At 46.6% G+C, this 19,799-nt stretch carries 18 protein-coding genes; 15 read left to right on the forward strand and 3 right to left on the reverse strand.

Translation table 11 applies throughout. From position 1 onward, the window contains the following. Positions 1-3,693 carry a conjugal transfer protein TraN gene (gene traN, locus GTK47_RS05405; RefSeq protein ID WP_156734074.1) on the forward strand — a complete coding sequence of 1,231 codons (3,693 nt, stop codon included), beginning with the start codon at positions 1-3 and terminating at the stop codon, positions 3,691-3,693. Positions 3,694-3,783: 90 nt separating this feature from the next. Here the strand turns inward: traN and GTK47_RS05410 are convergent, their stop codons facing one another. The 3 genes from GTK47_RS05410 to GTK47_RS05420 form a co-directional block, all read right to left on the reverse strand. After that, positions 3,784-6,450, reverse strand: a complete 2,667-nt coding sequence (locus GTK47_RS05410) for an AAA family ATPase (RefSeq protein WP_202620839.1) — start codon at positions 6,448-6,450, stop codon at positions 3,784-3,786. A gap of 171 nt (positions 6,451-6,621) precedes the next feature. Next, entirely contained in the window at positions 6,622-7,305 is a 684-nt protein-coding gene (locus GTK47_RS05415; RefSeq protein WP_156734072.1) for an endonuclease, read from the reverse strand. Positions 7,306-7,413: 108 nt separating this feature from the next. Then, positions 7,414-8,016, reverse strand: coding sequence for a hypothetical protein (locus tag GTK47_RS05420; RefSeq protein WP_156734071.1), 603 nt, complete (start codon positions 8,014-8,016; stop codon positions 7,414-7,416). 367 nt (positions 8,017-8,383) lie between these two features. On the opposite strand from GTK47_RS05420, the gene GTK47_RS05425 reads away from it, so the two are divergent. From GTK47_RS05425 to GTK47_RS05490, 14 genes are all read left to right on the forward strand, one after another. Continuing rightward, the gene (locus GTK47_RS05425) at positions 8,384-8,710 is read left to right on the forward strand and encodes a plasmid-related protein (protein ID WP_156734069.1); all 327 of its coding nucleotides are present in this window, start codon (positions 8,384-8,386) and stop codon (positions 8,708-8,710) included. A gap of 15 nt (positions 8,711-8,725) precedes the next feature. Beyond that, the gene (gene ssb, locus GTK47_RS05430; protein WP_040132793.1) at positions 8,726-9,145 is read left to right on the forward strand and encodes a single-stranded DNA-binding protein; all 420 of its coding nucleotides are present in this window, start codon (positions 8,726-8,728) and stop codon (positions 9,143-9,145) included. 79 nt (positions 9,146-9,224) lie between these two features. Next, the gene (gene bet, locus GTK47_RS05435; RefSeq protein ID WP_156734067.1) at positions 9,225-10,043 is read left to right on the forward strand and encodes a phage recombination protein Bet; all 819 of its coding nucleotides are present in this window, start codon (positions 9,225-9,227) and stop codon (positions 10,041-10,043) included. Positions 10,044-10,125: 82 nt separating this feature from the next. Continuing rightward, positions 10,126-10,269 carry a hypothetical protein gene (locus GTK47_RS05440; RefSeq protein ID WP_164530179.1) on the forward strand — a complete coding sequence of 48 codons (144 nt, stop codon included), beginning with the start codon at positions 10,126-10,128 and terminating at the stop codon, positions 10,267-10,269. A gap of 60 nt (positions 10,270-10,329) precedes the next feature. Next, positions 10,330-11,346, forward strand: a complete 1,017-nt coding sequence (locus GTK47_RS05445) for a lambda-exonuclease family protein (RefSeq protein ID WP_156734065.1) — start codon at positions 10,330-10,332, stop codon at positions 11,344-11,346. Between the two features lie 209 nt (positions 11,347-11,555). Then, on the forward strand, positions 11,556-12,515 hold the full coding sequence (locus GTK47_RS05450) for an AAA family ATPase (protein WP_024015927.1): 960 nt from the start codon (positions 11,556-11,558) through the stop codon (positions 12,513-12,515). Next, complete coding sequence (locus GTK47_RS05455; protein ID WP_156734064.1) at positions 12,515-13,282, forward strand: hypothetical protein; 768 nt, start codon at positions 12,515-12,517, stop codon at positions 13,280-13,282. Before GTK47_RS05450 ends, GTK47_RS05455 begins: the two co-directional genes overlap by 1 nt. 98 nt (positions 13,283-13,380) lie before the next feature. Next, a complete protein-coding gene (locus tag GTK47_RS05460; protein ID WP_156734062.1) occupies positions 13,381-14,334 on the forward strand; it encodes a DUF3150 domain-containing protein in 954 nt (317 codons plus the stop codon). Between the two features lie 61 nt (positions 14,335-14,395). Continuing rightward, positions 14,396-14,836: a hypothetical protein gene (locus tag GTK47_RS05465; protein ID WP_156734060.1), complete on the forward strand. Its 441-nt coding sequence runs from the start codon at positions 14,396-14,398 to the stop codon at positions 14,834-14,836. A gap of 69 nt (positions 14,837-14,905) precedes the next feature. Continuing rightward, positions 14,906-16,561 (forward strand): VWA domain-containing protein, encoded by a 1,656-nt coding sequence (locus GTK47_RS05470; protein WP_156734058.1) that lies wholly within the window; start codon positions 14,906-14,908, stop codon positions 16,559-16,561. Positions 16,562-16,646: 85 nt separating this feature from the next. Continuing rightward, complete coding sequence (radC, locus tag GTK47_RS05475) at positions 16,647-17,144, forward strand: DNA repair protein RadC (RefSeq protein WP_156734057.1); 498 nt, start codon at positions 16,647-16,649, stop codon at positions 17,142-17,144. Continuing rightward, complete coding sequence (locus tag GTK47_RS05480) at positions 17,144-17,485, forward strand: plasmid-related protein (protein ID WP_156734055.1); 342 nt, start codon at positions 17,144-17,146, stop codon at positions 17,483-17,485. Before radC ends, GTK47_RS05480 begins: the two co-directional genes overlap by 1 nt. A 91-nt stretch (positions 17,486-17,576) precedes the next feature. Next, on the forward strand, positions 17,577-18,650 hold the full coding sequence (locus GTK47_RS05485) for a primase-helicase zinc-binding domain-containing protein (protein ID WP_156734053.1): 1,074 nt from the start codon (positions 17,577-17,579) through the stop codon (positions 18,648-18,650). An 89-nt stretch (positions 18,651-18,739) separates the two neighbouring features. Further along, entirely contained in the window at positions 18,740-19,447 is a 708-nt protein-coding gene (locus GTK47_RS05490) for a hypothetical protein (protein WP_156734051.1), read from the forward strand. The last annotated feature ends 352 nt before the right edge of the window (positions 19,448-19,799 follow it).

The following is a 19,799-nucleotide window of genomic DNA, read 5'->3' on the forward strand; positions in this document are numbered from 1 at the left end:
ATGAAACCAACACTTTTTACCCGAGTGTTAGCGGGTATTTTATCAATCACTATGGCGTGCTTGCCCTTACATGGTGTGGCCGCTGATGTGCAGCGCCAATCCGGCCTAAGCGGACAACAGGAAGGTAAGCAATTGCTGCAAAACTGGACGATGCCCGCACTCAATGGCAATACATTGTCGGTGCCGAATGGCAGTGGTCATGAGTCCATTAACTTGCAAGAGCTTTTCCCTGGTATGGATCAGGGCTCATTGGATGTCTTAACGGGCGTTTATGGCTCTGATGCCAGTATGAATCAATTGGGGACACAGCGCCAAGAGAGCATGGCATCCGAAAGTGGCGCTACGGGTGAAGCATTTCGTTCGCTACAGCAAATCAAAGACAGGTCGCGGCCAGATATGGTCAATGATCCGCTTTGGGCATTAACCGATGCGGTTCAAACTGACCCCAATCTATTAACACAAAGCTTCCCAGGCTGTGAGTCTCAAGGTGAAGGTAGCCCAAATTACCAGCAATGCGACAGGCTCAATACAGCGGTTAACAGCTGCACGATTACTCACGATTACACGGCAGGCATTATTGAGCATGTTTCAGGGCCGATGAACCTTCGCTCTTGTGGTGAGGGTTGTCTTGAGGTTTGGATAGGGCGAATTGGTGACAACTACTGGAGTGGCCGTTGTAAAGTATTTGAACAGGCCATCACACTCAAAGTCGTGAATCCCGATGCGATTACCTCTGCCGTTCTTGAGTACGCAAAATGGGATGACTACATGCAAGTGTGGCTTGGCGATCAGAAAGTCTGGTCTGGGCCGAACAATAACTTTCCACCAGAAACGGCAGGTCGCTGCGAGCTCAGTACCAGTTGGGAGCGCAATCCAAATACCGATCTCACTGCCAAGCTAAAAGCGGTAGAACCAGGTTTAGAAGTGCCGGTAAAAATTCGCGTATCGGTTACGGGTAGTGGTGAGGGGTATGCTCGCATCAAGGTGCGCTTTGATCCAACCAAGGTGGTGATGAATGATGGTTGGTCACCGCAATCCTGTATCGAACAAGCAGCGGATATACCGGCGAAGTTTTCAGATTATAGTATTCAATGCACGGATCAGCCTTCTTCAACCAACGGATGTACGGTGGTCAATGGTGTTTCAGTTTGTGAATCCTATTTTGCCCCAAGCCCTGTGGCTGGCATATCGCCTTTGTGTCGGCGTGTACAAGTGAGTGTGGATGACGAAAGCTATAAGGGAATTGAAAATCAGGCCTGCCAAGTGCTTGAAGCGAACCCTTCCTGTGGCTTCATGTCGTCAGAATGTGCCGAGACCAATGATAGAGGTGAATGCATTCGTTTTACCGATACTTATGACTGTGGATTACAAACCAGCGATCCAAAGTGCGTAGTATCCAATCTTATGCCGAGTAGTTTTGAGGCCTGTGAGCCTACTCAGACGATTACGCCATTTACTGAAACCAAGCATGTACCGGATTACCAGGTGTGCGAGAAGATCAGCACGCTTACTCAGTGTCAGTTAGAGCGACGTGTATCCGCTGAAACCCATCAACAAAGCTGGTCCATTGAGCGTGGTTGCTTTAGCTCCGAAACGCTCAGTTTTGTTCCACAGCACAACAGTACTATGCAAACTGGAAACGCGACGCTGAGGATTTTTGATAATCAAAATACTGAGATAAAAATCACCGAGTCGCCATCCAAGGCAAATGGTTGGAAAACGACACTCTCACTGACGGGCAATAAGGAAACGGTGACTGAGACGAAACCGTCCATTAAGTATCCTGAAATGACCTGTCCAAAAGGAACCTTGGTTGGCTCATTGTGCAAGGTCGTTAATGGGTCGATTATTTCGTGGCATGAACCGCAGGAAGTCACGCGTTCCAGATGTGAGTCCGGCTGGAACAAAGTCGATTTCGATACTTGCAGCCGAGAAGTTCAGAAGTGTTTGGCTCCTGCGAAACTGAGCGCTTCATTGGCCTTCTCTGGAAAGTACTTAGAGCAGGAGGTTGTTCATCAATCAAGTGATCCGGGCATAGACCAATGCTTGATGCAAACGGATCAGTTTACTGCGGTGCAGTGGCAGTGTTTGGATACGGGCACAAAACGAATCGACGGGTTAACGGTTGGTAGTGGCGAGTTGGCCAATCTTGGAAGTCTTTATCCGGCGGTTGTTTCGTCTCCTGCTCATTTAACCAGTCGTGGCAGCTCTGATGGACTGGGGTTCTCATGCTGGAGGGCAAGAGCGACCTACAATGCTTCGACTGCTCACCCAGAGTTCAACATGGGCAGCTCAGATAGCTGGGTAGATGCCAATGGTAATACACAAACCATCGTCAATAACGGACAAAACACGACCACCAATACGTGTGCCGCGCTAGAGCAAAACCCGGCCTGCCAGTACGTCAGAACCGAATGCACTGAAGGCGGGGCTGGTCATGAAGGCTTCTGCTATATCCAAAGTTTGGTGTATGACTGCGGACAAAGCGTCGAAGTGCAAAATGCACGAATGGAAACTCAATACAACTGTGAGGGGCCAGTTCGCTGTATGGGCACAGATTGTTTAGAGCCAGAGTCAATCAAGCAGGCTAACTTTGCAGAGGCCGCTGCGATGCTTAATGCAGCGCAGTTTATGACCAATGATATGTCATGCACGGGAGCTGATGGCCAAGATAACGTCGAGTGTACGGTCTTTAAAGGTAATGCTGGCCAGTGCAAAAAAGCCGTTGGCGGCATAGTGGATTGCTGTGAAAAGCCAAGTGGCGTGTCGTTATCGGATTACATCACGATGATAGTTGCGGTCAACAAGCTTGATACGACAGTCATGGCCATGAATCCGTCGTCGGCAATCTATGGTTCCTGGAATACGCTCAGGGAGCCAATCACGAGCACTTGGAGTGCGGTCAAAGAGCCTTTTGTGTCTGCATGGGACTCTCTCATGGGGGCTGGGCCATCAACGACTGCTGGCGCGGGAGCGGAGCAAGCTGCGACAGGCTTCATGCAGGTGTTGACCAACAAAACGGCTGAATGGGTAGGCACTACCTTTGGTTCGGGGGCGCAATCGGCACTGTTTAGTAACGTTGGTGGCGCGGTTGGAGCCGATGGTGTTGTTTCGGGTGGTAACTTCGCGCTGGGTGGCGCTGCTGGCGCGGTTCTGAGTACGGTTATGACGGCCTACATGATTTATTCAGTCACCATGATCCTCATTCAGCTTATCTGGAAATGTGAGCAGAGTGAGTTTGAAATGAACGCCAAGCGAGTATTGAAGAGTTGCCACTACGTAGGCTCTTACTGCAAGTCTAAGTTCTTAGGTGCCTGTGTTGAGAAACGGCAATCATATTGCTGCTTTACTTCGCCGCTTTCACGGATCATTCAGGAACAAGTGCGTCCGCAACTTGGTCTTGGCTGGGGCAGTGCCAAGTCACCAAACTGTGAAGGTTTGACCGCGAGTCAGTTAAACCAGGTAGATTGGAGCCAAGTCAATCTGGATGAATGGATAGGTATCTTGTCGATAACAGGCAACCTACCCGAAGTACCGTCACTGGATCTGGAACGACTCACAGGCTCAGGAAGTACGCTAAACGTTGATGGAAACCGTCAAAGTGCCGCAGATAGAGCCATTGAAAGGCTAAACGGAATGGATGCTCAGAAATTACGCCAGGAGGCGACGGAAGAAATTTCGGGTAATAATTAATAGAAATTGAACATCCTCACTAGCCCAGCAAACGCCGGGCTAGTTGTATTAGTGTTTCCACCAGTTTTCCAGCAAAGCTTTATCTGCAACCTAGTGGCCAAGCAGTGCTTTATCAAGAGCGTCCAAAGATGAAACTATTGTTTCAACAGTCCCATGTTCAAACTCATCTCTATCGGTTTCTTCGTGTGTTCCCTTATTCAAATACAGCCAATGAGGATCTTGCCCGTTGACCCCAAGAAGTAATTCAAATGCTTCTACAATTTGTAACTTGTTAGGAATGTCTGCTTTAGAACGACTAATCTTAGCCTTTAAATTTTCAGTAAGGGCCCTTAAGTCGTGAGGCAAGTTTGGAGCTCTCTTGGAAACACTTATCATATCATCGCGTTTATCACAGTACTTACTGTAATGATGCCAAGCTTTTTCACTTAAGTACTCTAAGGCACGTCGTGAGGAGGCTAATGCATTACGATATTCTGCACTTTCAAAATGAGTAGTTGCTGCAAGCACATAATTAGGTGGGCAAGAGAAAGATGCGACCTGAATGTGTGATTCCCCACGTTGTGGTAAAAATTTGTATGTTGCCGACTCTCTGGCTGCCTTTCTTCCAATATCTTGATGAATGTTTTTGAGAAATTCTTCACCATGACAGGCCAAAATGATCTGCTTCTCTTTGAAAAATTCATCCTTGTATAGAGTTTCTCGGATTGCTTTACGGTGCTCATCATCAATCGCATTAACAGGATCATCAAAGATGAGAAGCGGACTGTTAGTTTTCAAGTTTTTAGCCAGCAGCATAGATAGGCCAATACAGCGAATATGGCCTTCACTCAGCACGTGTAAAGCATCAAAGAACTTTGTTGGCTCAGACTGATAAGCAATTTCAATACGTTCGCCTGAAACCAACGGTAACTTTATTCCAGCTAGTTGATCTTTAGGTGCATCATAACGATTAAAGGCATTGTATAACTGCACAACAAGTTCACCTAAATCAGCAACAAGTTTACTGGGTAGCTGATCTTTATAATCAAAGAGCATATCGACGAATTTTTTGTAGCTGACTGCTATTTGTTTATTCGTTTCTACAACTACTTGCTCTGCTTCAGCTTCAGTAATTAGTTCTTTGTTTTCTTCATCGAAGGTATTGATCGCTTTTTGCGCTTTCTTTATCGCATCTTCATAAGTAGTTCTCTGAACTTGTAACTTTGTTGCCTGATCTTTAAATTCACGAAGTTTTTTAAGCTTTTCCTGTTTAAGCTTTCTATCCTCATTTGCTTGTTTGACTTCAACATCGCGCTGTTCAAGATTTTTAACTTGTTCAGCTAACAGAGCCCACGGTGATACCACTTCTTCACGTTCTTGAGTCAGAGCCTCCCACCAAGACCAATCTAATTTAATACTGTCGTCAACAATGTGAGCAAGAAGAGGATTTTCACCGTCTCCATTATATTTTACACAAGCAGAAACTATGGTATGAACCGATTGAATTGCTCTAGAAAACTCAGATTTTGCCTGAGCCTGTTCTGTCTCTAATTTCGCTAAGTAGCCGAGTTTCTCTAATTCGGATGTGGCTAACACAAAAGGGTTCTGTGTGACCTGCTCTAGAGGCGTTTTACAAGCTGGGCACTGGTTTTCACTCGTACCTCTTAAGTCAAGCACAGCGCCATATAGTTGCTTAAAAGATAGACTTTCGCTTGCTTTGGCAATTTCAGTAGATTTTTCTATCAAGTTTTGATTTGCTGTCTCAAGGTTTCTTTTACATTCATCTAACTTTTTAACAGACAGGTTAGTAATCTCTTGCTGCTTTTTCTGCAACTCTGCATCTAAGACTTGAATTTCACCTGGCTTTTCCTCGCTTCCCAAAGTCACGAGCATTTGCTGAAAATCAATTTTAGGGTCAAGTTTTGTTGCCAGATCTTGCTCATGAACAGTCGTTACTTTTAGATTTTCTTGATTGTCTTTTATAGTCTGATGATGAACTGCTAGTTGCTGTTGTTTTTCTTTTAGCTGAAGTCCTTTTTTTCCAACTAAATCGATATGGCGTTCATCAAGCTCACGGCTAAAATCTTTGACAAAGATGTTAAAGCTTTCCAGACCGAACAAGCTTGAAATCAACTCTGTTTGCTTGGCAGGTGATTGTGCCGCAATGCGAGAAAAGCTATCAATACGGTTCTTCTCAACAAAGCAGAAGCGAAATCGAGACTCATCTGGTGAAACAACAACCGTTTCGTCTTTACTGTTCACTCCCTCAATGACAGGAGCGATATAGCGATTAACATGAGCATTTTTTAAGTATTGCGCGGGAGTAAAACGTTTGCTTTGAGCTTCTTCTACAGCCCCCAGCAAACCAAATTCTAGCGCCTCACAAAAACTTGATTTGCCAGCACCATTTGGGCCATAAATTAGCACAAGAAGATTATTGAGGTTTAATATCTCTTCTTTAGCAAATCCGCGAAATGGACCAACGCTAATTGATTTAAGCAGCTTAATGGTATTTTCGCTGCTGCTATCCTCAGTAGCAGCTTCCGCGATCACATCAGATAGTTTATCCCAATTGTCTGAAGTTAAATCTACAACCTTCTTTGCGCGTCGGCTTTGCGCTGTACCTAAAGGCTCCAACGTATCTAAATGGTCAAGAACGAGGTTGGCGATTTTTCGTATTCCTATCGCTACATCATCACCAGTTAACGTTTGCATAAATCTTATGAGTTCATTCTTAATCAATATTAATTCCCTTATTTTTTTGACGGTTCCACTCATTCATGAACATTGATTGATAGCCGCCGTTCCTCTCAAAGTCGCCATAGATACGTTGCTAATTACAAACCTTTTCTGGGCGAGACTCAATACATCTTAATTGTCTAAAAAACCTGGTGACAATTTACAATTACGTGGTCTGAATAAAAACTTGAGTTAGGTTGTGGATACATGCTAGCAGCTGCCTGATACATAGCAATTAGACTTACCTTGAATGCCTCTAATCCTCAAATCACGTAATTTTTCCCACTCATCAACAGGGTCCATTCTTGACCAAGCTTCAAATAGCTGAGTTTGTTGTCTGCTTAGTCTTAGGCCGTATTGATCTCGCATGTAGAAATAAATTCTAGCAATATCACCCTGACGGTTAGCTGGTGGTTCTGCTCGACGGTCTTTGAAATCAACTTCGAAATCACATAGACCATAGGCTCTTGGTTCATTCGGAATCATGCCAAATCGAAAATTTGATCTATCCCCATTGAGTTCTCCTACAGATGGTACAAGGTTATGGAGATCCGACACCATTTTAGAAAACTCAGGATCATTCTTTTCGCAGTTCCGACGTCCACCGTTTTGCCAGCATTGGCGTTGATGGCCAATTTCCCATGCTGAGACAACGTGCTCCCACTCTAAGCGTTCTCCTCGTTTCGGTTGCTTCCTTGGTTCATATCCGCAAGATGCAGCATCAATCGCACCATCATTGTTATAGCTACATCCACAGTAAAACGTACTCTGGTTGTCTTGGTAAATTTCACGGGCAAATCGTTTTGCCTGACTGAACGATGTGGGGTGTTCTGCAATTGCAGGTATAGCGAACAGCGCTATAAAGAAAGTAACGAAAAAATTAGTTCTATTCATGTAGCTTGGCCAAAAATGACAGTTAAATTCATTTTAATGATTTTGATAGAAAATACAGCAAGATGAAGAGCCCCTTCGAGAGGGGCTGGTTGATGGGAGCCTAGTTGGCTAGTTGGCGGGGTTATCTGTTTCCTCTTCAGTGATATCGTCATCGGTAGAAGGCACCGCTTGCTCAACTTCAGCTTGTTTACCCTTAGCTTGGGCTGATTTTCGTGCTCGAATTTCGATATCAATTATGCGTCGAGCCAGTTTGATGATGCGCTGTTGCCATGCGTAGTTGCCATCAACACGTTGCTTGTTACTAAGCACGCTAGATAACCAGAGGGTGTCCATTGAGATCATCAATGCATCGAGTTTGCGAACTAAGCCAACAAACTGGCCAACCTGAGGCGAGCTGATTTTGGCGTTGAAGGTAATCGGGTCGGTGTAGTCAGGTACTTCATCGATGCCGTTGGACTCCATCAGTTTGTCCAAACGAGCTTGTTCGTTGTCTACCGCCTTAGCGCAATCCCCGATCAACTGGCTAATGATCTGTTCCACTTCATCAATTTCGGTCTCATCGCCAATGATGCGTAGGATGACATCGATTCCGTAAAGCGCACTGACCGTCCGTCTAAAAACACGGTCAACGACACGTTGCGCCTGTAAGCTGTTAATTGTGAATGATTGTTCAAAGATGGGTTTTGAGTAATTGGGTTTTTCTTGGGCCATAAGTTTGCTCCTGATATGACAATAATCAGTCCCTAGCCTAATCCTCTGTGAGGTAATGACCTTTCAGCTAGGTGGAAGAATTGAGCATCTTTCTGACTATCCTGTCTGGATAAGACGGTTACACTGACTATCAAATATTGCTGATCTGTTTCAGTGATATCTGCGCCTGAGAGCATGAGCTCAAAGGAAGCCCGCTGCTGAGTTTTCTCAGTGGTACTAAGAGGTAGCTAGCCTCCTTAAACAAATAGCCTGCATGTTTTTACATGCTCAAGCATGCGTTCCTTGCGGTTCGCCTTTTCACCACCCAACTGGGGGAGTTTTCCCCAGTTGGGGGTGACTCCTTCAAAACCAAATTAAGGAGTCACCAATGGAATATATCTTCGGATTTATTATCCAAATCGCAGGCATTATGTTGCTTGCAAAACTGAGCTGGTCGCTTTTGCGATTGTTTGCTCGTCAAAGCGTGCGCCCTTTGCGATTTGTACTTACTCAAATCAAGCGATTGCTCACACCAACACCAAAACGTCGTCCAATGGCAGTGCCTAAAGCTCCTGGTATGCCCCGTTTGACATCTGCGTTTTACCAAGAGCCACATCAGTACGACATGGCTTTACTCGAAATACCAACCTATCTGCGTCGTCAGTCTTCTTTGCCCAGCCGGGTAGAAGCGACTGTGTGCACAGAGTTCAACTAAGACGAGGAGAACATCATGAAAAACCAAGTAACACTCATAGGCTACGTTGGCTCTGAGCCAGAGACACGAGCCTATCCATCAGGTGATTTAGTGACCAGTATTTCACTGGCCACTTCTGAGAAATGGCGCGACCGTCAATCCAATGAGCTCAAAGAGCACACGGAATGGCATCGAGTTGTTTTTCGAGATCGTGGTGGATTTAAGTTAGGGCTAAGGGCAAAAGATTTGATCCAAAAAGGAGCGAAGCTTTTTGTTCAAGGGCCCCAGCGCACGCGCTCATGGGAGAAAGATGGCATTAAGCATCGATTGACCGAAGTGGACGCGGACGAGTTTCTGCTTCTTGATAGTGTGAACAAAGCATCCGAGCCATCACCGGCAGATGATGCGGGCTCCCAAGGTAATTGGGCACAAACATATCCTGAACCAGATTTTTAACCGAGCGAAAACGCTTTAACCCAGCCGGGAGTACTTTCCCGTCAGGGGCAGACTCCCACTTTGATTGTCGGAGTCCATAATGGAAAAACCAAAGCTAATCCAACGCTTTGCTGAGCGCTTTAGTGTCGATCCAAACAAATTGTTCGATACCCTAAAAGCAACAGCATTCAAGCAACGTGACGGTAGTGCACCTACCAATGAGCAGATGATGGCGCTTTTGGTGGTTGCAGATCAGTACGGCTTGAACCCTTTCACCAAAGAGATTTTTGCGTTCCCTGATAAACAAGCTGGGATTATTCCAGTGGTAGGTGTCGATGGATGGTCTCGCATCATTAATCAACACGACCAGTTTGATGGCATGGAGTTTAAGACTTCAGAAAACAAAGTCTCACTGGATGGCGCGAAAGAATGCCCGGAATGGATGGAATGCATCATCTACCGGCGCGACCGTTCGCACCCAGTTAAAATCACTGAGTATCTGGATGAAGTCTATCGACCGCCTTTTGAAGGTAACGGCAAAAATGGCCCTTACCGTGTAGATGGTCCATGGCAGACGCACACTAAGCGAATGCTAAGACATAAATCCATGATCCAGTGTTCCCGCATTGCGTTTGGCTTTGTGGGAATTTTCGATCAAGACGAAGCGGAGCGAATTATCGAAGGCCAAGCAACACACGTTGTTGAGCCATCAGTGATTCCACCCGAGCAAGTTGATGATCGAACCCGAGGGCTTGTTTACAAGCTTATAGAGCGGGCGGAAGCTTCAAACGCTTGGAATAGTGCATTGGAATATGCCAATGAACATTTTCAAGGTGTTGAACTGACGTTTGCGAAACAAGAAATATTTAATGCACAGCAACAAGCAGTCAAAGCGCTCACACAGCCTTTAGCTTCTTAGCGCCACGCATTCATTTTACTAACCCTGGCGGGATTATTCTCCCGTCAGGGGGAAGGTCTCGTCTTTTTTTTGGAGATCTTCCATGACTAAATCAGTCTCACTTTTTCGCTTGGTATTGGTTGTTGCCCTTGTCGTAGGTTCGATTCAAGCCGGTAAAGCGGCAATTGATTCGGTTCAAGCAAGTGTTGTTCAGCACCAAACAGCGTTAGCACAAGCTGCAAAGTAACCACTTAACCCTGAAGGGGAGTTCTCTCCTTCGGGGGAGTCTCCCCTCAAAGGAGGCAATATGAAGGTTATCGACCTATCACAGCGTACTCCTGCATGGCACCAGTGGCGCATTGCAGGGGTTACGGCATCTGAAGCCCCAATTATTATGGGGCGTTCACCCTACAAAACACCTTGGCGATTATGGGCAGAAAAAACCGGATTCGTATTACCGGAAGACCTGTCGAATAATCCAAATGTGCTTCGCGGTATACGGTTGGAGCCTCAAGCAAGGCGAGCATTTGAGAATGCGCATAATGACTTTCTTCTGCCGTTATGTGCAGAAGCCGATCATAACGCAATCTTTCGAGCCAGCTTTGATGGCATCAACGATGCGGGCGAACCCGTTGAACTGAAATGTCCTAGCCAGTCAGTTTTTGAGGATGTGCAAGCTCACAGAGAACAAAGCGAGGCGTACCAGTTGTATTGGGTACAAGTACAGCATCAAATACTGGTCGCCAATAGCACGCGTGGTTGGTTGGTATTCTATTTTGAGGATCAACTGATTGAGTTTGAAATACAACGAGACGCGGCTTTCTTAACTGAGTTGCAAGAAACAGCGCTACAGTTTTGGGAGTTAGTACAGACCAAAAAAGAACCGTCAAAATGCCCTGAGCAAGATTGTTTTGTTCCCAAGGGTGAAGCCCAATACCGTTGGACATCGCTGTCTCGACAGTATTGCTCAGCACATGCCGAAGTGGTCCGACTGGAAAATCACATTAAATCTTTGAAAGAGGAAATGCGAGACGCTCAGTCAAAATTGGTCGCCATGATGGGTAACTACGCTCATGCGGATTATGCTGGGGTCAAACTCAGCCGCTACATGATGGCGGGCACGGTGGACTATAAGCAATTGGCCACCGATAAGTTAGGCGAGCTGGATGAAAAGGTTTTAGCCGCTTACCGAAAAGCGCCACAAGAGCGGTTGCGCATCAGCACCAATAAGCCAGATCAGCCCGTTGAAACACCAATCAAAATCAGCCTTGAGCAAGAGAACTTGGTTCTGCCAGGTGACTCGCTGAGCTCATTTTATTTTTAACGTTCACTTGGAGCCGATTTCGGCTCCTTTCTCATGCGCTTACATCGAGTGCATCAGAAAGCAGTTTCACTCGTAGCCAATGCTGGGTACGAATGATAGAGCGAGCTGAACTCTTACATACACAGCCATACCACAATCAACACACCACCCGACGGGGACTTCATTCCCTGTTGGGGCATGGGGCCTCGTCAAAACTGATGAGGTTTACCATGACTGAACAATCCCCATTTTTGGTTCAAGTGAATCAAGCGTTTAATGTCCCGGCTCCTGATGCTTTCGTTCTGGAAGGATTTAGTGCCGACACTACCCATCCAAACATTCCCGTTCGCAAGGACGAGTATGTTTTTAGAAAAGAAGACTTACGTGATGTATTGGCGTTCTTGTCTCACCCAGACGGTGACGGTTTGTATATTACAGGCCCCACGGGATGCGGTAAGACCTCGCTAATTTGCCAAGTTGCTTCTCGATTGAATTGGCCTGTTCAGCAAATTACTGCGCACGGTCGATTGGAGTTGTCCGATCTTATCGGTCACCACACGCTGGTTAATGGCAACATGACTTTTGTATATGGACCGCTGGCACTGGCTGTCAAGCATGGCCATTTGCTGATCATTAATGAAATGGATCTTGCTGAGCCTGCTGAACTGGCTGGGCTCAATGACATTTTGGAAGGTGCCCCGTTGGTCATTGCACAAAATGGCGGAGAGATCATCATGCCACATACCAAGTTTCGTTTTATCGCAACCGGCAACAGTGCGGGCAGCGGTGACCAAACGGGCTTGTATCAAGGTGTGCTCCAACAGAATTTGGCTTTTCTTGATCGCTTTAGAATCATCGAAGCGACCTATGCAGAGCCTTCTGTAGAGGAAGCCATTCTGGAGAACGTTGCGCCTGGCTTGCCAGAAGTCTTTCGCCAAAAAATGGTGAAGGTGGCTGGTGACATTCGTCGTCTTTTTATTGGGGGAGCGGATGGCGGTGCTGAGCTTAGTATCACCATGTCTACTCGAACCTTAGTGCGCTGGGCAAAGTTAACACTTGCTTTTAAAGGCGCTCCTAACGCAGTGGAATATGCACTGGTTCGGTCTTTGACGGCTCGTGCTGAGTTGGAGCAACGAGAAGCCATTCACCGTATTGCCGCTGATGTCTTCGGTGACCATTGGGAGGATTGATGATGGAAAAGTGCTTTGCTCTTTACCGTTACAGTCATTCTGATGGGACAGCCAAAGAATGGGCCATTTACGTTGGATCAGATACCCGGGCGATTGAAGTTCGGTTTGGAAAATCTGGTCAATTGTCGCAGCAGCGATTGATTGACTCGACTGATCCTAACGCAGAAGCAGACCGAAGAATCAATGAGAAAATCAACAAGGGTTATCGATTTGTTGGACAAGTCGGCATTGATCATCAAGGGCGGCCATTTGAACTCTCAAATGCGCTAGATAGCGTCGCGTGCGCCAATAACGTCAGTTGGGAGTTTCGTACTCGCAAGGACGTCAATGGCCAAATCTCGCTGGCGCAAAAAGCGTTGTTCGATATGGCAAAGCTGCTTGAAGCCTATGGCTTGGCTGTCATTGATGATAACCAGGTCAGGATTGGAGAATGGTCATTAGGGTTTTGCAAAAGCGGATTACCTAGTACCAATCAAATCAGCATGGTGTCAGGTGAAGGCGCTGGCATTGTTAACACTGATGATGGCCCGTGGCCATTGTTGCTGTTACTGGCCTTTAAGCGTCAATTACCAGCATTGTGTTCGCTCACAGTAGCGAGTCCTGAAGGGATAGAAGTATCCGACCAACTGAAGTTGGAAAAAGATGTATTGCGGTTGCTAGGCAGTGATTTAGAGCGGGTTCGCCCGATAGCTGAAGCACTGGACTTAATGCCTGTGAAAATCGATCTCAACCAATCGTCGCCTGATTCGCAAAATTACTATTTCTGATAGTGATGTTGCCATTAGCGCGTCAACTACTACCACCCAAACGGGGGCCATTGCTCCTGTTGGGAGTGGTGCGTCCCCATCTTACATGAGGATGCACTATGAGTATTCAAACCCTCGACAAACTTTTGATTTGTCACATCGACTGTTCCATCTGGAGCGGTAGAAAAAAACTAAGGCCTGAAGATTTCAGATTAGCTAATGGCAGCCAACTTCCACCGAAGGATGTTGCCAGTTTAGGTAGTAAAAAAATTTGCGACCCAGAGGCATTGGCGAACTTTGAAAGGCTTAAGAAAGAAGCGCAGCGCTTGTGTGAGCAAGTCGGTGTGCGGTTTTTAGGTGGCTATGCCGTCCCTGAGGACCGAATTGATCAGATTGTTCCAGAGCTTGACCGGATCGGTCAGGAGTTTGCGCAGTGCAAGCAGTTGTTCTTGGACAACTATGACCAGGTGACGTTTGACTGGGTTGCAAAACACCCGGAATTTGCAGATGCAATCCGGCGTGCGCTGTCACCCATCGAAGACGTGGAACAACGGCTTCAGTTCGATTATGCCATCTATCGAATGCAACCGGCTGAACAAGCTGGTGGCTTAGATGACAAGGTCAATGGCATGGGACACACCCTCTTTAGGGAGGTGGCTCGTGATGCCAATGAACTGTTTGAGCGTTCCGTTGCAGGTAAGAATCAAATCAGCCAGCGAGCCCTTAATCCTCTGAAACGGTTAAGAGACAAGTTGGATGGTTTGTCATTCCTGGATCATCGAGTCCAGCCGATGGTTGAAGCGATGGACAATTTATTTGTTCGTCTGCCGAAGACCGGCCCTGTGACAGACAATCTCTATCACGAACTGATGGCGACCATTTTAATTTTGTCTGATCCAGACAAGATGAGAATGCACGGTGAAGGTCAATTGGATATCAGACAACTGATGCCCAAACCTGAACCTAAACCCGCACAGCCAGTATCTGCTCAGGCAGATAACTTACGTGCAATACCACAACCAACCGTCAGACCAAACCTTGGTTCGACTTTACCAAACTCATTTTATTTCTAACGTCCTTGAGGGCATGTTGCCCTGAAGGGCGCATGTCCTCTGAACTATGTAAGAGGAAATTATGCAATCAACCATCCATAACCCCAGCCAACTGAACCAGTTTGAACCACATTTTCGTGGTGTGACTGATGCGGTTGAAAGTGAATCGATACCAGAAGTGGCGTGTTGTCGAACGTTAGCACAACGGTCGTACTCAACACATAGTGTCGTGATCCCCAAGAACCCTGTGCTGATCGCAGATGCGGACGCACAAGGAGCTTGGGTAACGGCCATGGTATTTGTTCCAAACATGGCATTGCAGCAAACTGCTCATGAGCGGGCCTGGCTGCAATATCAACACGAGGTGTCTACTCAGTTACAAGACCAGTACGGTCTGACATTAGATGACATCCTGAGTTTAGACCAGCTTAAAACGTCATTTGAACAGCACGAGAGTCCAGCTCAATTGGTGGCTTGGTTAGGTCAAAAATACGACCTGGATAAGCTAAAAGCACAGGTTTAAACACTTACATTACCAGCGGGGAAACGCTCCCGCTGAGGGAGTATTCCCCCTAATGATTAGGAGACTCCCATGAATCATCCATTAAAAAACGCACTGCCAATCGTTGCCGCCGCTTATGGCGAAAAGTTTGGTGTGAAGGTGCTTATTCAAGGACAAGATGCGTTTACCGATGGTGAGCGGATTGTGATCCCAACAGCAAACCCAGACGACCCACACTATCAACAGATAGCTTGGGGTTATCTGGCTCATGAAGCGGCGCATATTCGGCATACTAATTTTGACATGGTGCAGAAGGCGTCGTCCAAGCCGATCCGTAAGGCACTTCTCAATATCATTGAGGATGTGCGAATTGAAAACGAATTGGCAAAGGATTACCCCGGAACCCGGCGCAGTATTTCGCAAGTGATTGAGTACATGGTGGACACTCAGCAAATGTGTGTACCTGAACAGCTTGAGCCTGCATCTAACTTGCAAGCATGGTTGTTGTTCCGCTTGAGATGCCATTTTCTCGGTCAGAAAGCACTGACGCCTTTGTATCAAGCAGTTGATGAAAGAGTGAGACAACTCTTTCCTGCCGCAGCGATGAGCCGGTTAAGCGCCATGCTGACAGCAGTGCCTAGCTTAGGCTCTACAGGTGAAGTGCTGAAACTTGTCGATGCCATCGTTGCCATGTTGGAAGACGAATCTCGTCCACCACAGGGTGAGTCGGATGCTGATAACGGTAATGACATTGGACAAGATGCGAGTAATGACAGCAATAACAGTAGTGACAGTCAAACCCCGGAAGCAGACTCGTCTGCAATGGTGGATGCTGCTGAAACGGGAGATTCTGATAACTCTGAGCAAGCTGACAATTTGCGACAAGCCTTAGAGGCCAGTGCCGCTCAGTTTGAATCCGATACCTTTGCACAAGTGGCAGAAGTGTTGTCGGAACAAGCTGAAGGACATCAGGGTGTCACTCCACTCAGTTTGCCCCAAGCAGAGCAAGCTATGTTGGGTGATGAGGCCATCTTGACCTTATCGGCGTCTGAGTCCGCTCAAATTCGAGCCCGACTTAGGGGCATGGTTCAGTCCAGTCAGGACAATCGGAATCATGCCAAAAGGCACGGTCTTCGAGTTGCAACCCATCGTCTTGCCGCTTCACAAGCAGGTGAGTCGAGATTGTTTATTCAAAGGCGACCTCGCATTGCGCCTAATGCTGCTGTGCACTTGCTGGTCGATATATCGGGTTCAATGGGTAAACCCATTGGAGAAGGTAATCGAAAGTACTTTCATGTTGCCAATGAAGCCGCTTTGGCTTTGGCCATGGCACTGGAAGGCATACCGGGTGTTGTACCTGCGGTCAGTTATTTTCCTGGTATTCATCAGGAAGTATCTATCGCGTTATTGCCCAAGCAATCGGTTCGACATCGGGCCGCCTGTTTTGACCAAAAACCACGAGGTTGTACGCCTATGGCACAAGCGATGTGGTTTGCGGCAAACAGTTTGTTAGCGCAAAAACAGAAGCGAAAGCTAATGATAGTGCTAACGGATGGTGACCCAGATGATTGGGCTGCCACGCATGACATTGTTGACCGGTGCAGACGCAGTGGCTTTGAGCTGCTGGGGATCGGGATTCAAACACGCAGTGTTGAGAAATTCTTTCCACAAAGCATCGTGATTAACGACGTCAAAGATCTGAAGCGTGAGTTATTCGAAGTAACACAACAACTGTTAATTCAGTAACCACATCAATTTTACCACCCTGCGGGGACGATTCCGTCCCCTTCAGGGCATGGGTTCGTCTCCGCTTTTCTTTGGGGAGACTCCTATGAAAAACAAAAAGTTCTTAGCTGGCGAAGAAGTCGGTACTTATATCGTTCCTGAGCAAGTGACTGAAGCGGATATCTTAGATATGGCGCTCAAGCTTGCCCGTGGTCGATTGAGTAAAGGTCGAAAAATTGAACAGCCATCGTCGGCGTTCTCATACCTGCAAACACTGATGCACGAGTATGAGCACGAAGTCTTTGGCGTACTGTTTCTTGATACAAAGCATCGCGTTATTCGATTTGAAGAGCTGTTCAAAGGCACTTTAGATGCGGCGAGCGTGTATCCAAGGGAAGTAACAAAGCGAGCGCTAGAACTTAATGCAGCAGCAGTGATATTGGTTCATAACCATCCATCGGGTGATCCTGAGCCAAGTGAAGCTGATAAACGCATTACTCATCGACTCCGTGACGCCTTGTCACTTGTTGATATTCGAACGCTTGACCATGTTGTGGTCGCATCCGAGGGCTGCGTTTCGCTTGCCGAACGCGGTTATCTTTAATGAATGGGCGCATTGCCCATTCTCCTACATCACAAAAGCAGTCCCATCAACACACATCATCACAGCTCGAATTTCTATTTGAGTTTGATGATGGCCCAGTCACTTGGTCTGACACGGAAATCTGGCAGTTACGCGAAGGCATTTTATTGGATGCGATCCGTGTATTGCTGGACGGTCGTGTCAGTACTCGATTGCGCAAGGATGTGTTGTCGTGGATTCAAAATGACGAAATAGCGCCATTTTGCTTTCGTGTTTGCGCGATGGCTGCGGTTGTCGATCCTGATGTGCTTCGTGATTCCATCATGTGGCTATTAAGACGACATGGTATCCAGCTTGACTAACGTTCCTGCATTAACCAAACGGCTCAATGCAGGACCTAAGCTGACTTTTACCACCTGTGGTAGGAGTCGGCATTTTACTTAAGGAGGTTATATGGCGTTACCTTTACAAATTGAAACAGTAAGGCCATATCTTAATGGCCAATGGCTTCAAGTCTTGGCGGCATTGGTGCCAAAACTTGATGCCGCTATTGCTCGAAAAGGCCGTCATGTGGCTTGTCCTGTTCATGGCGGTCGTGATGGCTTTAGGCTGTTCAAAGATGCTGAATATACCGGTGGTGGCGTTTGTAATACCTGCGGTATCTTTCATGATGGCTTTGAACTGTTGTCTTGGATTAATGGATGGAACTTTGCCCAGTCTGTTGAAGCAATTGGCCAAGTTCTAGGTATTCAACCCGGACAAATACAAGCACCATCTCGGGCAATACCGAGTAACGCTGTTGATTGGAAGGCTAGAAAGCAGGACGAGGACAAAGCGATTATCCATCGCTTGAATCAAGCCTGGGGAGAAACGTTATCTCTTGCAGATACTCGTGCGCAACCAGTTTGGAACTACTTGCATCGTCGTGGCATTGTTACCCGGCTTCGTCCTGAATGGGATTCGGTGCTGAGGTTTCATCCAAACTTGCCTTACCATGATGAAGATGGTCTGTTTATCGATAGCTACCCAGCGCTGCTAGGTAAAATCGTTACTCAGCAAGGGCGTTCGGCCACATTTCATCGGATCTACCTAAGTGAAGATGGATTCAAAGCACCGGTTGAAAAGCCTAAAAAGATGATGCCGATACCAAGTGACAGAACAATCACTGGCGGTGCCATTCCGATTGGTGAGCCTGGTGAGGTACTAGGTGTTTCTGAAGGGATAGAGACAGCTTTAGCGGTTACCAGAGCAACGGGACAAACATGTTGGTCGGTTGTGAATGCAACGCTACTGGCTAGGTTTGAACCACCAAGTAATGTGAAAATGCTGTACATCTGGGCAGATCACGATCTCTCTGAGACCGGCCTGAATGCAGCGAATGAACTCAAGAAAAAAGCTTGGCAGAAAGGCATTCTGACACAAGTCCTGATCCCTCCGATACCAACGTCACTTGGCGTGAAAAGTTGGGATTGGAATGATGTGCTGAATGTTTACGGTGCCATGGGCTTTCCTAAAGTTCATATCTAATCCAAGGGGCTTCGGCCCCTTTTTTTGCGCCTTGCATATTTAAAAAAACATGGAGAATGAAAAATAGATAACCAATAGGAGAAATAAACATGATGGTATTAACCCTTTTAACAAAGCAGATTGAAGGTGAGTTTACAGTTTACTGGAAGACCGGCATTCGAAGAGGTGGCGAGCTAAAGGTCAATTTAGGTGAGCAGTACGACATGCTTTCTGAGCAGCAAAAGCCAATTGCAGCTGAGCTCTATGCGATTCATCACCTATTGTCAGTGAAAGAGGTGATCGGGAGTAACCGAAGCGGCAATGGGCTTCAAATCCGAGTCAGTAAAGGAGCCATCAAAAAGTTACAGAAACAACGCTCAACTCAGCATTCACTTTACAGCCTGACTAGGTTTTTGCTCACTCGATACCAGGAAGCACAGATCTCGGTAGAGAAGCGGGACGATTGGCTCTCACATTCCTTCGAAGAATACAGCGTCGATAATGCTACAGTGAGAGAAATCGATGAGGTCATCAACGTTCCGAACATTGGACCTGTCGTGGTGACTCGTCACGCGCTTGAAAGGTTCGTGGAACGGCTTTCAGACGGCGTACCTAAGCATCCTTGGAAGGCTTTATGCTCAAAGCTGCTATGTTCTGCGCTAACTAAAGCCGAGTTACCAGAAAGCGTCGCTACTAAAAAAGCTAAAAAATATGCACAAGAGGCCGAGTTCTGGCAGCATCTTGGTAGCAAAATGCACTTTGTTATGATTACGGGTGACTCAATGAAGACATTGGTTACGGTTTTTGCAGTAAAGTAAGCTAATGTAGTATTCGCACTTTCTGAATATTACTTATGTGCCAAAACCTGACATTAGTCGTACACGTGGACAAATACACAGTGTTATTTGTGTTAACCATAAGATAGGCACACTTTGAGCAGATCAACAGGCTCATTTATCTGTTGCTGAAGAAGGAAAAACACACTAATTTAGTTACTTAGCGCGGACCAACTTAAAAATAACAGGCCACAGAAAAGTAATAATGTGCCAGCACGCTTTGGGTCGCAGCTCGTAGTCGTCGTTTGTAATTATTTAATTTTTATCAATATGTTAACGTTGCTGTGTCATCTGGTTCAACCAGAGAAAGTGTGCTGGCACAATATACAACTGT

The sequence above is a fragment of the Proteus sp. ZN5 genome (genome assembly GCF_011046025.1).
In the GTDB taxonomy this organism is placed as follows: Bacteria; Pseudomonadota; Gammaproteobacteria; order Enterobacterales; family Enterobacteriaceae; genus Proteus.